Below are 14,502 nucleotides of genomic sequence, written 5' to 3'. Positions count from 1 at the left end.
CATGAGGACGAAGACCGAAAGACAAAGACTAAAGGAAGAATTCGAAAGAACAGTAGCATCAGGCAAAGAACTTTTGCCGGAAGCAACTTCGGCGCGGCTGCTCACAGAAATCCACGACAGGATCGGCGAACGGGCCGAAAGAAAAACCCGTGTCATCACCCTGAGGAACACCTGGCTCGCATGGACCGCCGCCGCCGCAGTCGTCATCCTCCTGATAGGAAAATTCTATCCCGTTGGCAAGAAGGCCGAAACGCCCGGGGCGAGCGCACCCCTGGCCGAGACCATTCGAACCAACGAAAGTGAAAAGGACTCCAGTCTCCTATTGTCCGACGGTTCGTCTGTAGTGCTCTCTCCCGGAAGCACCATCCGGTATTATCCTTCCTTCGAGGGGCAGCGCAGAAATATTTTCCTTACCGGTAAGGCCTTGTTCGACGTAACGTCCGACCCAGCCCGTCCCTTCACGGTGTATACAGGGGACATCAACACGACGGTGCTCGGGACCAGATTTGTCGTCAACACGCTCGCACCGGAAAGGACACAGGTCCGCCTGCTGCAGGGAAAGGTAATGGTCTGGTCTTCGGACAAACGTTTCGTGTTCCGCGAGATTTATCTGGAACCCGGACAACAGTTCACGCTCGACCGCCAGCAGCGCCAGTACGCAGTCTCCCAATACAGGGACAACTCAACCGTTGCTATTCCTAAGAAAAAATATCTCCCGCCGGAGTCGTCTCCGCAACCTCTATCCTTGAATTCAATCAGGAACCGCTGCCCCGTGTTCTGGCCATCATTGGCCAAAAATATAGGGTAACGTTCAGGCTGGATGGCCACGGCTTCAGCAACATGCTGGTGACCGGCAAGTTCATGCCCTCCGATCCTTTACCATCCGTCCTTTCCATGCTGGGAAGCATCAACAGGCTGTCCTTCACGGAAGCGGACGACACGATTGTAGTTGCCAGGTCACGCCCCTAATTGTCAAAATAAAAAAAGGATTATGTCATTCTTCAGGCTTAGAACCGCCTACCGGTGGTTGTATGGGATCGTATTGTCCATAGCACTTCCGGCAATGGCGCAGGATAAAACACAGCTGACGGGCATCGTCACATCCGAAAAAGGAGAGGCGCTCAGCAACGTCTCGATCTCGATGGTCGCCGCCAGCACAAAAGAAGCGCGGAACTTCTCAACCAACGAAAAGGGACTCTTCACCGCCGCTGGTCTGAAGACCGGCGAGAGATACGAACTCACGTTCAGCAGCGTAGGATACGAGATTTATTTATTAAAGAATTTCGAGATGAAGTCCGGCGTCAACAACTCCGTCATCATCCGCATGAAACAGACCGCTGCGGGCCTCAACGAAGTGGTCGTCATCGGATACGGCAGCGTGCTGAAGAAAGACGTCACGGGATCCATCGCCTCGCTGAAATCGGATAAGATCGCCGAGATCGCCGTCACCGACGTCACGCAGGCCCTGCAGGGCCGTATCTCGGGCGTAGTGGTCCAGACCCAGTCCTGGAAACCGGGCTTTACCTCGCAGGTAAGGATTCGCGGGAACAGGTCCATAACTGCCAGCAACGAACCGCTGTACGTACTCGACGGGATCCCTACCGTAGACGCCATCGACCAGCTCAACCCCAACGATATCGAATCCGTCGAGGTCCTCAAGGACGCGTCCGCCACCGCCATCTACGGCAACAGAGGCGCCAACGGCGTGATCATCATCACCACCAGGAAAGGCATTCAGGGAAGAACCACGCTGGAATACGCAGGCTATGAAGGCGTCCTGAAGAACAGACCGCTTCCCCGCCTGATGAACGCCGCGGAGTTCGTGGAATATTCCCGCGAGGCGCAGCGCAATTCTCTGGGCGGCACCTATGACCCCAAACCCAACAAGGACAACGACTTCAAAAACGACCAGCTCGTCGCCACACCCTATATGTACCAGAACATGACGAATGCCTGGGCCAGCGGCACATATGATCCTTCGAAACTGAAAAGCACGGACTGGCTCAGTTTTGGCCTCCGCACCGGCAACGTCAGGGACCACCAGCTGACCGTAAGGGCAGGCGGCGAAAAGACCCGGTTCCTGCTGTCAGGCGACTACTACAACAACGTCGGCGTGGTGCGGGATCAGGACTATACCCGCTATAACGTGCGCATGAACGCGGAGACCTCCATCGGAAAATTCCTCAGGGTGGGCACCGACGCCGTATATAGCCACTCGCTGCAGGACGCAGGCTGGTCGGACGTATTTGACGGATACGGCCTGAAGAGCTTCAATCCCATCGCGTCTCCCTACAACGACGACGGAACACTCGCCCTCTTCCCCACCAACAACACGCGTACACCCAACCCCGTCACGAACTTCGGTCATACTCAACGTGTCGTGAAACAGGATCGCTTCCTAGGCAACTATTTTGCCGACGTCTCCTTCCTGAACGGATTTAATTTCCGCACCAGCCTCGGTATCGACTACCGGTCGCAGCAGAATCTGAATTTCGACGCCGCCAATACCGCATCGGCCGGCGGCCAGGCGCCATCGGACGCGGTCAATTCCGGACTGCACCGGTCGATGTATACGCTCGAGAACATACTCAGCTACAGGAAGACGTTCAACCACGACCACAGTTTTTATGCCACACTGCTCCAGTCCATACAGGGCGAGACGGAAGACACCAGCATCATCTATGTCTCCAATCTGCCCTATGACCAGCAGCTATACTATAACGTGGGAAGCGCGCTTACGATCAACGGCATCCGGAGCAACTACTCACACTGGTCCCTGGCCTCCTTTATGGGGCGCGTGAACTATGCATTCAGGGACAAATACCGGCCACCGTTTCCGCCCGCTATGACGGCTCGTCGCGCCTCGCGGAAGGCCACAAATGGGTGATGTTCCCATCCGTAGCGCTGGCCTGGCGAATGAAAAGCGAGGACTTCCTGAAGAACGTCGGCGTACTCAGCGACCTCAAACTTCGGGGCGGGTGGGGCAGGACCGGTAACTCGGCCATTGCGCCCTATAAGACGGAAGGCGCGCTTTCGATCATCCAGTACGTATACGGAGACGCCCCAGCGCTGGGTTTCTCTCCACTCGAGATGATCAACCCTTCACTAACATGGGAGACGACAGGGCAGTTCAACGCCGGTATTGACTTCGGCCTGTTCAACGGTCGCATCAGCGGTACGATGGACGTCTACCAACAGAATACGTACAATCTCCTGCTGAGCCGCAACCTGCCTACAGTCAGCGGTTTCTCATCCATCCTCAGCAACGTAGGCAGGACGAGCAACGAAGGTATCGAAGCCGCGATCACCACGGTAAACACGACCACCAGGAATTTTGAGTGGCGCACGGACTGGATCTTCGCAACCAACAGGCAGAAGATCGTCGAGCTGTACAACGGAAAAGTGGACGACGTTGGCGCCAAATGGTTCATCGGCAAACCGGTCAATGTCTTCTACGACGTTACCAACGCCGGGATCTGGCAGAACACCGACGCGGACAAGGGAGAGATCGCCAAATATAATGCCAACGGGTCGACGTTCAAACCCGGAGATATCCGTCCGTTCGACCGGAATCACGACTACAAGATCGACGCATCGGACCGGTATATCATCGGCCAGCAGGACCCCAAATGGACGGCCAGTCTGGGCAACAATTTCCGGTATAAGAGCTTTGACGCGTCCTTCCTGCTGTATGCCATGGTCGGTCAGACGGTCTATCACGACCTGGATATGCGCTTTGACGGGCGCTACAACCAGCCCAAACTGGACTACTGGACGCCCAACAATCCCGCTAAGAAATATCCCCGTCCCCTGCTGGGTACGGCCGGTCTCAACTTTATCAGCGAACTCAACTACTACAGCGGGTCGTTCATGCGGATGAAGAATATCTCCGTCGGCTATTCCCTGCCGCCGCTGATGCTGAAGAAGACGAGCCTGCAGCGGTTCAGGATCTATGCGAGCGTGCAGAATCCGTTCGTCGTCACCAAATTCCCCGGTACTGACCCCGAAGGCGCCACCGGATTTAACGAGCCGAGTATCACGACCTATCTGATCGGCGCCAATATTATCTTTTAAATTTTTACAAACCACCGAACATGAACAAGATCTTCGTCTGGATAATGGCGGCTGTTGCGATGACCTCCGTCACCTCCTGCAAAAAATACCTGAACGAGACCGTCGTAGCAGGTGTCAGCTATCAGCTGTACGAGACGCCCGCCGGTATCGAAGGAGCGCTGGTGTCCGCCTACAATACCCTGCGACAGGACGTGGAGGGCGAAAACCTGCTGACCTTCAGCGACGCAGGAACCGACCTGTTCACCAACGGCAGCGACGGCAGCACCACCTGGAACCAGTATTTGGCTACACTCTCATCCCTCGACCCGAGGGCGGCGAGCTTCTGGGACTATCACTACTCGGGCATCGGGCAATGCAACGTGACCCTCGACTACCTGCCGAAAGTGACGGGTATGGACGACAGCCGCAAAAAAGTGATCGAAGCCGAGACCCGCTTCCTCAGGGGCTGGTACTATTTCGACCTGGTCCAGCACTACGGGAAGGTCCCGCTGGTACTGGCTTCCACGAGCAAGGTCACAACCGACTACAAACGCGCGGCAGTGAAGGACGTATACGCCAGCATCCTTTCCGACCTCAAAAAGGCCTTCGACCAGTTGCCCGTCACTCCAGCACAGCAGGGGCGCGCGACACGGGCGGCCGCCGCACAGTTGCTGGCGAAAGTATATCTCGCGCGGGGTAGCGCCAGCTTCGGCAACGCAGCAGGCCGCCCGCGGCACACAGGCTTCCGATATCGACAGCGTGATCTACTATGCTTCGCAGATCGAAGGCGGGCAACTGGGGAAATTTTCGCTGGTGTCCGACTACGCCCAGCTGTGGGACCCGAAGAACCAGACCAACAGCGAAGTCATCTTCGCCGTGCAGTTCTCTACCAACGTCATCAGCAACGGAGGCGGCAACAATATGCACCTGTACCACGTACCGCAGTACGACGCCGTCAATACAAAGATCCTGCAGCGCTCCCTCGACTATGGACGACCCTATCGCCGCGTCCGTCCCACACCCTACGTCTATAACGGACTGTTTGGCGCCACGCGCAAATACGATTCCCGCTTTGCCAAGTCCTTTGTCTGGGGCTACCTTGCGAACCTGGCCGCGACGGGCATCAAGACCCTCGCCGGCAATTCCGTCGACGTAAAGGTGGGAGACACCGCACTGTATTTCTCTCCGGTCTACTATAATTCGACGGCCGACCTCAACGCCGCGATGCAGGCAAACAAACAGTATCCGTACTTCCTTCCGCTGAACACCTACCAGCCCTATTCCTACAACTTTCTCTTCCCGGGTCTGAAGAAATACCTGGACCCCAGCCGTCCCACGACCAACGAGACCAATGGCACGCGCGACTGGATGGTCATGCGCTATGGCGAGACCCTGCTGTTCCTGGCAGAGGCATACGGCCGCAAGGGCAACTTCGACAAAGCGGCATCCTATATCAATCAGATCAGACAGCGCGCTGCCTACAAGGACGGCGAAGCGAAGACGACACAGTGGTGGACATTCGAGGGCGGGGATTTCAACGACAGGTCGAAGAGCACGGCAGCCCAGATGACCGTCACCTCCGCCGATATCAGCGGCGATTTTGTCAACTACATTCTCGAAGAGCGGGGCCGGGAGATGCTCGGCGAACTCAATCGCTGGGAAGACCTCGACCGCTGCGAAAAGCTGGTCGAAAGGGTGAAGAAATACAACCCCGGCGCGCAGAATATCAGGGACTATCATACGCTGCGCCCGATACCCCAAACCTTTATCGACCGGCTGAGCCCGCAGCAGCCCGTTGCCGACGTTCAAAATCCGGGATACTACTAATATCAATCATCATTAAAAAGAGCATCATGTTAAAAGGAGTTTTTTGGCGGCAGTAACGGCCGCAGCGGCACTGGCCGCGCAGGCGCAGGAGACCGCGCGTTTTAAGGAGATCAACAAGGCATTCCTCGACCCCAAATCAAGAATCGTTATGATCTGCGCGCACAGGGGCGCGCACAACGAGTTCCCGGAAAATTCCCTCGCTTCTTTCCGGAAGGCGATCGGGCTGGGGATCGATATCTTCGAACTGGATATCCGCGCTACAAAGGACGATTCGCTGGTGATCATGCACGACAGGACGGTCGACCGTACGACGGACGGACACGGCGAAGTGGCCAGCCTTACGTTCGAAGAGATAAGAAAACTGCATTTGAAATTCGACGGGAAGCCCACCGACGAAAAAGTGCCCACCCTGGAAGAGGCGCTGACGCTGGCGAAGGGAAAGATCCTCGTCGACCTCGATATCAAGGTCGCCAAATTCCCCGAGATCCTGGCGGTTGTCAACCGGACGCAGACAAAGAATACGGTCTTTGCGCTGGTATACCGTCCGATCTACGGCAAGATGATCAAGGAGCAAAGCCCCGGCTTCCGCACCCTGATACGCACTACGAGCGAGTCGGCCGTCGATACACTGTTCACCGTCACCGGCACCGAGGCGGTCCATATCGACAACCACCACAATACTGTTGCTGTAACCACGAAGATCAAGGGACACGGCGCCCGCGTTTTTATCAACGCGCTGGATGACGCCGACAAGAAAGTGGCGACAGGGGACCTGGACGCCTACGACGAGGACCTGAAAAACGGTGCGAATATCGTCCAGACCAACTACCCGGCCCTGCTGATGCAGTATCTGAAAAAGAAAGGGCTTTATTACTAAGGCATGAAATCATCGTCCCCCTTTGGACCGTATTTATCGAACAACTTGTCGATAGCTCCGGAAAAGAGGGGGAACTTTTCTTTCGTAAAGTTTTTGATAACCTCGATGGCTTTAAAGGCCTGTTCTTCGGTGAGTCCTTCGGCTTTGAGCCTGTCTATAAGTTCCTGCATGGTTAGGTATCTAAATTGAAATCCCCGCCGATAGGCGGGATTCAGTATTTAAGCGACTTTCAAAAGATTCATCTTACTCTTGTCGAATTTCTTCTGCGCATACTCGAGGTCGAGATGGAACTTGGTCTCTTTGGCGGAGGGCAGCTCGAACATCGCATCCGTCAGAATGCTTTCGCAGATGCTTCTGAGTCCGCGGGCGCCCAGCTTGTACTCGACGGCCTTATCGACCATGAAATCCAGCACTTCGTTGTCGAAGCTCAGCTGTATGCCTTCCAGTTCGAACAGTTTCTTGTACTGGCGGATCAGCGAGTTCTTGGGTTCCGTCAGGATCGACCGGAGCGTCGTCTTGTCCAGCGGGTCGAGATGCGTGACCACAGGCAGACGGCCCAGCAGTTCGGGTATCAGACCGAACGACTTGAGGTCGGGTGCGTTGACGTACTGCAGGAGGTTCTTCTTGGCGGCTTCCTGCTGCTCTTTATTCACGTTGAATCCGATGGCGTTCGTGTTGATCCGGCGGGCGATGATCTTGTCTACGCCGTCAAAGGCGCCACCGCAGATGAACAGGATATTCTGGGTGTTGATCTTGATCAGCTTTTGCTCGGGGTGTTTTCTGCCGCCCTGTGGTGGAACGAGCACATCCGTGCCTTCCAGCAATTTGAGCAGGCCCTGCTGAACACCCTCACCGCTGACGTCGCGGGTGATGGAAGGATTGTCTCCTTTGCGGGCGATCTTGTCGATCTCGTCGATATAGACGATACCTCTTTCAGCCGCCGTGACGTCGTAGTTGCATACCTGGAGGAGGCGCGTAAGAATACTTTCCACGTCTTCCCCTACATAACCAGCCTCGGTGAACACGGTAGCGTCCACGATGGCGAACGGAACATTCAGCAGCCGCGCGATCGTTTTGGCCAGCAGGGTCTTACCCGTACCGGTCTCACCGACCATGATGATATTGCTTTTTTCTATCTCCACTTCGTTCTCCACTACCTTTTGCTGAAGGCGTTTGTAGTGGTTGTAGACGGCTACGGAGAGGACTTTCTTCGCGTCGTCCTGTCCGATGACGTACTCGTCCAGGATCCGTTTGATCTCGATCGGCTTCTTCACCGTCAGCTTAAAGCTGCTGGTACCCGTATTGTCCTCGCGGATCATCAGCTCCTGCTGAATGATCTCCTGTGCGTGCTCAACGCAGTTCTCACAAATATGCCCCTCCTGGCCGGCGATCAGGATCTTCACCTCGTCCCGATTACGCCCGCAGAAAGAACAATGCAATGTATTTTTTGCCATTATAGCTAATTATCCAGGGTTGAACCACAAAGTTACCCAACTTATTGGATTCTCCCAGTATGTTGGAAAAAACAGTCCCGGATTTTTCGGGACTGTTGCTAAAATTTAAAATTATATAAGTTATTATTTTTTAATAACTTACGTCAAAACCTGTACAAATTTTGATGGCTTTCGGGGCCATTATTTCCCGTACCGGCGCGATTATTTCCCGTACGGGCGTTATTGCTTCTCGTACATGGCGTCCACGATGCCGTACTCGATGGCCTCTTTGGCGTCCATCCAGTAGTCCCTGTCGAAGTCTTTCATGACCTGGTCGAACTTCTTACCGCAGTTCTCGGCGAGGATCCGGGCGCTGATATCCTTTACCCGGCGCGTCTGCCTTGCGGTGATCTCGAGGTCGATGCTCACTCCCTGCATATATCCGCCAAGGCTGGGCTGGTGGATCATGATCTCGGAAAGGGGATAGACGAACCTGCGGCCCTTTGTCCCTCCGCTGAGAAGGATGGAACCCATGGAGGCTGCCAGACCCATACAAATGGTGCTGACCGGGCTCTTGAGAAGCTTCATCGTGTCATAGATGATGAAACCCGAGGTTACGACCCCGCCGGGGCTGTTGATGAAGAATTTGATCTCTTCACCGGGCTTGTCGGCGTCGAGCAGTCTCAGCTTGGTCACCACGTCTTTGGCAGACTTGTCGTCGACGGGGCCCCAGAGTTCTACGCTACGGTTCTCGAAGAAGTATTTCTCCATCTTTTTGGCGAGCATCCCGTATTCCGGACCCTGCTTGTCGTCTTCCTTTGGCTTTTCTTCCGGCTCGTCGTCCATATATGTTGGCTTCAGCAAATATTTTGAGTAACTCATTCTTTTGTATTTAGTATTGAATATTCGGTGATTTTGATCCCGGGCTGTTGGGTCATTAAACTACTACTCTTTCCCTTCTTTTCTGGGGTTCAGGAGCAGGACTTCGTCGACCAGACCGTAGTCTTTTGCTTCCTGGGCTGTCAGCCAGTAGTCGCGGTCGCTGTCCTTTTCTACCTGCTTGGCCGTCTTGCCGGTGTGGAAGGCGGTGATCTCATAGAGTTCTTTCCGCAGCTTTTTGATCTCGTTGACGGTAATCTCGATATCGGAAGTTTGTCCGCCGATCGCGCCGCTGGGCTGGTGCATCATGACCCGGCTATGCTTCAGGGCTGTGCGTTTGCCCTTGGTGCCGGCGCACATCAGAACCTGTCCCATGGAGGCCGCCATACCGATACAGATCGTGGAGACGTCCGGTGTTACATACTGCATCGTGTCGTAGACGCCGAGACCGGAGTATACGCTGCCGCCAGGGCAGTTGATATACATCTGGATGTCGCGATGGCGGTCGGTGCTGTCCAGGAACAGCAGCTGGGCTGTCACGATATTGGCGACCTCTTCGTTGATGGGGTAGCCGAGGAAGATGATACGGTCCATCATCAGCCGGCTGTAGACGTCCATCACGGCGACGTTCATAGGCCTTTCTTCGATGATATTCGGGGTAAGGTTGGTCACCGCACCCGCGGTATTGATACCCGTGATGACATTGGGAGTAATGTTCTTAACGACGTATTTGTTGTAATCGTTGAGCGTATTACTGGAAATGCCACGATGTTTCACAGCATATTTCTCGAATTCGTTTGGATTCATAATTTTATTTTTCAAATGATTTAATGCCGATTCTATTCTCTGAACAGAAAACTTCCTTTCAAATCTCCGTCCAAACTTTCAAATTGCCAAAAAACTGACAGCTTGTCTGCCCCTTAAGGGCAAAAAAGAGGCAGACCTTGTGGCCTGCCCCTGAACCGGGAAATATCTGACGTCGGATCATCGGGTGGTTACCCGACCCCCGACTAGTGATGATGGTGCTGGTGTGCCTCGATCTCGTGCTGGAATTCCGCTACACTGACGGGTTTCTCCGTCGGGTTGATCTTCGTTTCGGCCCAGCCGAATACCTTGTCGGTCTGGATCCGGTGTACGGTGTCCTCTACGAATTTGCGGTCCTGCATCATGCGCTGGATATACTCGGCTACCCAGGGCTGTTCTTCGGCTCCTGCGGGCATGCCCATATAGCCGAACAGCTGCTGTTTGGCAAAATCGCGGATATCGTCCTGCGTTACTTCCAGAGCGTTCTCATTGCTGACCTTGTCGACAATCAGCGTCCATTTCAGCTGGTTGACGAAGGAGGGAAACTCCTGTTCAACTTCGGCCTGGGACTTGGGCTTTTCGCCGCCGGTCTGCATCCACCGTTTCAGGAAGTCTTCGGGGAACTCTATCCTGGTCTGGTCGAGCAGGACATGGTACAGGGAGTGCTGCAGCTGGTTGCGGCTCTGGCCGTCCCAGTAAGCCTGGATATCGGCTTTCACGCTGTCGCGGTATTCCGCTTCAGTGCTGATGTTCTTACCGGGAGCGGCGGTCTTGAAAAACTCTTCGTTGAGGTCGGCTTTTTCGATGAACCCAACCTTGGTGATCTCGGCCCTGAAGTATTTGTCGGCGCCTGCGGCGTCGTGCTTGTCCAGTCCGAGGTCGTTGAGGACCCATTCCCTTTCCTTCTCTTCAAAGGCACTGGGAAGGCTGAACGACGACGAAATCGCCTTTTTTCAGACCCATCCAGCTGGGGCGGGTAGCCTCGTTAAAATATTTTACCAGCAGGGAATTGTCTTTCTGAATACCACCTTCGACGGGCTGACCGGCTGCGTCGGTTTCGGTGAACTGGAGGTTGAGCACGTTCTCGTCGCTGCTGACGGTCTCGGGTTCGGTCATTTTGCCATTCCGGGTCCGCTGGCGGTCGACTTCTTCTTCCACCATTTCCGGCGTCACGTCCACTTTCAGCCGGGTCAGGCGGGCTGAGCCCAGGTCTGCCAGGTTAAAGGCCGGTTTCAGGCCGATCTCGAAAGCGAAGGAGTAGTCCGCGGGATTATTGATATCGATCTGTTTTGCGTCGTTCTCAGGGAGGGGCAGCGGCTGTGCGAAGATCTCCAGCTTTTCGGTGGACATATAAGAGGTGAGCTCTTTTTCCACGGTCCTCAGCACTTCGTCGGTGAATACGGAATTGCCATACATCTTTTTGATGAGGCCGGCGGGCACCATTCCTTTCCGGAATCCGGGGATATTCGCCTGTTTGCCATATTGTTTCAGGGCCTTATCGAAAGAAGGCAGGTAGTCGCCTTTCGAAATGCTGACGGTTATCTTGTCCGTCAGGAGCCCAATATTCTCCCTCGTTACTGTTGCCATATTGATATATTATTTTAAATCGGGGGGCAAAGGTAAGAAATTTATGGGATTTCCGTTCCCGCGGGTTTGCGGCCCCCCAATCTCCGCATCCGGATGCCTCCGGTCCCCCGCCGCGGCCCAGGCAACCCCGCATTCGGTCCCCAACCCCGCCCGTCCCTCAGATCAACCGCAACTCCGTCGCCATCCGAATCAGGGCAGGAGCATTCCCCACCCCAAACTTCTGCATCAGATTCCTCCGGTGCGTCTCGACCGTAAACGGGCTGAGAAACAGCTGGGCCGCTATCCCTGCCGTCGTATTCCCGGCCGCTATCATCCTCAATATCTCCTTCTCCCTCCGGGTCAGCACGGGAACTCCCTCCGCCGGCTCCCGGTCGGGCAGACGAGCCAGAATAGTCTGCACGTCCTGGCTGAGCACCAGCTTGCCGGCAAGCGCGTCCCGGATACACTGCGACAACTCCGCCGACGAGGCATTCTTCAGGAGATAGCCCGCCGCCCCTTCCTGAAGAAGCCGGGTGATCATGCCACGTTCGTTATGATTGCTGATAATAATGATCCGCGTCGCGGGATACAGCTTCCTGATCTGCCCGCAGAGTTCGATCCCGTTGCTATCGGGCAGGTTGATGTCGAGAAGCAGGATATCCACCGGATGCTTTGCCAGATGGGCGAGCCCCTCCGCAGCGTGGGTGAAACAACCCTCGATACTGATCCCTTCGACATGACGCAGCAAAGAAGTGAACCCCTCCAGCACTACCGGATGGTCGTCGATGATGATGACAGACACCATGCTATTTGTGTACATGGACCTCGATATTTATGGTTGTGCCCTCGTTGGGCGTAGAATGTATTTCCATTTTCCCTTTCAGAAAATCGACCCTGTTGCGAACATTGGACAGACCGATGCCGTTGCCGTGTACGTCCGCCGGCTGAAAACCGCGGCCGTCGTCTTCCACCGAGATGAAAAAGATATCTTCGTTCTGGCTGCACTGTACGAGGACGACGCCCGCGCCGGCATGCCGGATGGCGTTGCTCAGCAATTCCTGCACGATGCGGTAGACCGCCGCCTGTTCCGCGGGGATGATCGACTGGCTGATCCCGTAGCTCTGAAACTCAACCTGCAGACCCGGCGCCCGGAGCCCGGAACATAGTTCTTTCAGCGCGGCTTCCAGACCGAACTGCAGCAGACTTTCCGGCATCATATCGCGTGCGATGCGCCGCAGCTCCTGAACGGATTGGTCCAGCTGGTTGATGATCTTGTGTAGGTCCATATCGGATCTTTTTGGTTCGTCCGTGACAGGGACAGCGGCCGCCGCGCCACCATTCGCTACAGCTGCAGCGGAATCGGCGAACGCCGACAACTTCATCTTCACACCGGCGAGCATCCCCCAAGCCCGTCGTGGAGGTCGCGGGCCAGGCGATTCCTCTCCTGCTCCTGCCCCGTCAGCATGGCGTTATATACCGTCAGCTGCTGCTCCTGTTCGATCTCCTTCAGTTTTTGCCGGTGCGTTTCTTCCTGTTGCCGCGCCGTCCGGCGCTTATTTCGGTAGAGCAGCAGCAAAGAGAACGCCACAAGCAGCAGGATCAGCATCCCGCTGCCCAGCAGCCACTGACCAGCCGGTCTTGTTCGAGCACCAGCTGCTGCTGCCGGGACCTGCCCTGCAGGGCCATGATCTCCTTTTCTTTCCTTTCCGTCCTGAACTTTGTTTCGAGCTCGCTGATCCTGACCTTATTGTTTTCTTCGCTGAGGCTGTCCGCGATCCGGGCGTATTCCGACAGCCAGTGATAGGCTTTTTGCCAGCTGCCCGTTTTCTCTTCCGCTTCCGCCAGATTCTTCAGCATCGATAGGCGGTTGTCTGTGATCGGAAAGCCGGCCGTCTTATCCTCCAACTCGTACAGTATCTTCTTGGCGAGGGGATAATCCTTTTCTTCGGAATAGATCTTATATTTTCCCATCAGCAGATTTAGCGAAGGGTACAGCTGCTTCCACCTGGAAGCCGCGGCCAGACCCCTGTCATAGTTCTCCAGCGCCCGCGGAAACGATTTCGTATAATAGAAATACATTCCTTTTACCGTATAGTATAGTATCCACTCCTGACTTTCGCGATCGTGTGAGAGTATCGAGAGCGCCTTGTCGAGATAGGGTATCGATTCGGGATATTTTTCCTGGAAGAGCAGCGTCTGCGCGGCATAGCAATAGCAGGTCGCCAGGTCCTCGAAGCGGATATTCTCCCCGAACTGACGGATGGTCTTGTTGTAGTAACCGAGCGCTTTGTCGTATTGTCCATAGTTCATCAGCACCATTCCGATATCCTTATAGGTCAGGGCAAGCGTTACCGAATCGCCCGCCTTTTCCAGCAACGGCGCGACCTTGTTCAGCATGATGTCGAGGAACTGTTTGCTGTCGTCCATCCGCTGACGGATAGCGCCGTGAGTTGTGCCAGATCCGCGCCCTGTATTTCAGTCCGCGATAACTGCTGTCGTTGCGGAGCAATTGTTCCGCAGTCATCAGTTGGTGGGCGGCTTTGGGGAGGTTGTAGTGCTCCATGTATACATTGCCGGTATAGAAGTAGGAGAGGGCGATATGGAAACTGTCCCTGATTTTCCGGCTGGCCTCTCCGGACCGCAGCGCGTATTCCATGGCTTTGGCGGAATCCTTGTACAACCAGTAGTTGGAGAGGCTCTGCATAGCGTCGATACGGACCGTATCGATCGCGCTGGTCCTCAAAATATTTTCCAGACTGTCGGCCCTTTTGCCGTCGTCAATTGGACGCTGTGCGCCGGCGTCCATACCGGTCAGCGTGAGAAGGCCGGTAACCAGCAGGATCAGGCTCGGTTTTGGAGAAGGCATTCATAAAACTAAATTAATCGACCCATCCGAGCTCGTATTCACGAAAGCTTTTTCTTCAGATACGAAAAATACCGGAAAACCGTTAGGAATTTTTTCATGGTTTCATGGTATTGGCGTGCATTTTGAAATTGGTTCACTTTGCTTGTAATTTAAGAAGCCCTCGAAGGCGAATCACCGGCACATTTTTAAAACACCCA

The 14,502-nt window shown here is 54.9% G+C and carries 18 protein-coding genes; 7 read left to right on the top strand and 11 right to left on the bottom strand.

Features of this window, described 5'->3' with window-relative positions; translation table 11 throughout:
• Position 1: 1 nt before the first annotated feature.
• The 7 genes from ACQ86N_RS40830 to ACQ86N_RS40800 are packed head-to-tail and all read left to right on the top strand — an operon-like array spanning position 2 to position 6,757.
• The gene (locus ACQ86N_RS40830) at positions 2 to 808 is read left to right on the top strand and encodes a FecR family protein (RefSeq protein WP_431212044.1); all 807 of its coding nucleotides are present in this window, start codon (positions 2 to 4) and stop codon (positions 806 to 808) included.
• The gene (locus tag ACQ86N_RS40825) at positions 709 to 969 is read left to right on the top strand and encodes a DUF4974 domain-containing protein (RefSeq protein ID WP_431217800.1); all 261 of its coding nucleotides are present in this window, start codon (positions 709 to 711) and stop codon (positions 967 to 969) included. The genes ACQ86N_RS40830 and ACQ86N_RS40825 overlap by 100 nt, the downstream gene beginning before the upstream one ends.
• A 22-nt stretch (positions 970 to 991) precedes the next feature.
• Positions 992 to 2,887 (top strand): SusC/RagA family TonB-linked outer membrane protein, encoded by a 1,896-nt coding sequence (locus tag ACQ86N_RS40820; protein ID WP_431212043.1) that lies wholly within the window; start codon positions 992 to 994, stop codon positions 2,885 to 2,887.
• On the top strand, positions 2,887 to 4,074 hold the full coding sequence (locus ACQ86N_RS40815) for a hypothetical protein (protein ID WP_431212042.1): 1,188 nt from the start codon (positions 2,887 to 2,889) through the stop codon (positions 4,072 to 4,074). The genes ACQ86N_RS40820 and ACQ86N_RS40815 overlap by 1 nt, the downstream gene beginning before the upstream one ends.
• A gap of 20 nt (positions 4,075 to 4,094) precedes the next feature.
• A complete protein-coding gene (locus tag ACQ86N_RS40810) occupies positions 4,095 to 5,087 on the top strand; it encodes a RagB/SusD family nutrient uptake outer membrane protein (RefSeq protein WP_431212041.1) in 993 nt (330 codons plus the stop codon).
• Entirely contained in the window at positions 4,975 to 5,880 is a 906-nt protein-coding gene (locus tag ACQ86N_RS40805) for a RagB/SusD family nutrient uptake outer membrane protein (RefSeq protein WP_431217799.1), read from the top strand. The genes ACQ86N_RS40810 and ACQ86N_RS40805 overlap by 113 nt, the downstream gene beginning before the upstream one ends.
• Positions 5,881 to 5,923: 43 nt before the next feature.
• Positions 5,924 to 6,757 (top strand): glycerophosphodiester phosphodiesterase family protein, encoded by an 834-nt coding sequence (locus ACQ86N_RS40800; RefSeq protein WP_431212040.1) that lies wholly within the window; start codon positions 5,924 to 5,926, stop codon positions 6,755 to 6,757.
• On the opposite strand, the gene ACQ86N_RS40795 is transcribed toward ACQ86N_RS40800, so the two are convergent.
• The 11 genes from ACQ86N_RS40795 to ACQ86N_RS40745 all read right to left on the bottom strand — a co-directional run bounded on the left by ACQ86N_RS40795 (position 6,754) and on the right by ACQ86N_RS40745 (position 14,305).
• Complete coding sequence (locus tag ACQ86N_RS40795) at positions 6,754 to 6,927, bottom strand: hypothetical protein (RefSeq protein ID WP_431212039.1); 174 nt, start codon at positions 6,925 to 6,927, stop codon at positions 6,754 to 6,756. The genes ACQ86N_RS40800 and ACQ86N_RS40795 overlap by 4 nt on opposite strands.
• Positions 6,928 to 6,975: 48 nt before the next feature.
• Positions 6,976 to 8,211, bottom strand: a complete 1,236-nt coding sequence (clpX, locus tag ACQ86N_RS40790) for an ATP-dependent Clp protease ATP-binding subunit ClpX (RefSeq protein WP_431212038.1) — start codon at positions 8,209 to 8,211, stop codon at positions 6,976 to 6,978.
• A gap of 219 nt (positions 8,212 to 8,430) precedes the next feature.
• Entirely contained in the window at positions 8,431 to 9,072 is a 642-nt protein-coding gene (locus ACQ86N_RS40785; RefSeq protein WP_431212037.1) for a ClpP family protease, read from the bottom strand.
• Positions 9,073 to 9,135: 63 nt separating this feature from the next.
• Positions 9,136 to 9,876 (bottom strand): ClpP family protease, encoded by a 741-nt coding sequence (locus tag ACQ86N_RS40780; protein ID WP_431212036.1) that lies wholly within the window; start codon positions 9,874 to 9,876, stop codon positions 9,136 to 9,138.
• A 203-nt stretch (positions 9,877 to 10,079) separates the two neighbouring features.
• Positions 10,080 to 10,592, bottom strand: a complete 513-nt coding sequence (locus tag ACQ86N_RS40775; protein ID WP_431212035.1) for a hypothetical protein — start codon at positions 10,590 to 10,592, stop codon at positions 10,080 to 10,082.
• A 190-nt stretch (positions 10,593 to 10,782) separates the two neighbouring features.
• Positions 10,783 to 11,460, bottom strand: coding sequence for a trigger factor (locus ACQ86N_RS40770; protein WP_431212034.1), 678 nt, complete (start codon positions 11,458 to 11,460; stop codon positions 10,783 to 10,785).
• Between the two features lie 157 nt (positions 11,461 to 11,617).
• Positions 11,618 to 12,259, bottom strand: coding sequence for a response regulator transcription factor (locus ACQ86N_RS40765; RefSeq protein WP_431212033.1), 642 nt, complete (start codon positions 12,257 to 12,259; stop codon positions 11,618 to 11,620).
• Entirely contained in the window at positions 12,246 to 12,821 is a 576-nt protein-coding gene (locus tag ACQ86N_RS40760; protein ID WP_431217798.1) for a sensor histidine kinase, read from the bottom strand. The genes ACQ86N_RS40765 and ACQ86N_RS40760 overlap by 14 nt, the downstream gene beginning before the upstream one ends.
• Positions 12,822 to 12,823: 2 nt before the next feature.
• Positions 12,824 to 13,045 (bottom strand): hypothetical protein, encoded by a 222-nt coding sequence (locus ACQ86N_RS40755; RefSeq protein WP_431212032.1) that lies wholly within the window; start codon positions 13,043 to 13,045, stop codon positions 12,824 to 12,826.
• Positions 13,039 to 13,866 carry a tetratricopeptide repeat protein gene (locus tag ACQ86N_RS40750; protein ID WP_431212031.1) on the bottom strand — a complete coding sequence of 276 codons (828 nt, stop codon included), beginning with the start codon at positions 13,864 to 13,866 and terminating at the stop codon, positions 13,039 to 13,041. Before ACQ86N_RS40750 ends, ACQ86N_RS40755 begins: the two co-directional genes overlap by 7 nt.
• The gene (locus ACQ86N_RS40745) at positions 13,769 to 14,305 is read right to left on the bottom strand and encodes a hypothetical protein (RefSeq protein ID WP_431212030.1); all 537 of its coding nucleotides are present in this window, start codon (positions 14,303 to 14,305) and stop codon (positions 13,769 to 13,771) included. The genes ACQ86N_RS40750 and ACQ86N_RS40745 overlap by 98 nt, the downstream gene beginning before the upstream one ends.
• Positions 14,306 to 14,502 lie beyond the last annotated feature (197 nt).

The organism is Puia sp. P3, from assembly GCF_050632245.1.
Classification (GTDB): Bacteria; Bacteroidota; Bacteroidia; order Chitinophagales; family Chitinophagaceae; genus Puia.
The sequence above is the reverse complement of the archived record's forward strand: the minus strand, read 5'-3'. Positions and strand labels throughout refer to the sequence as shown.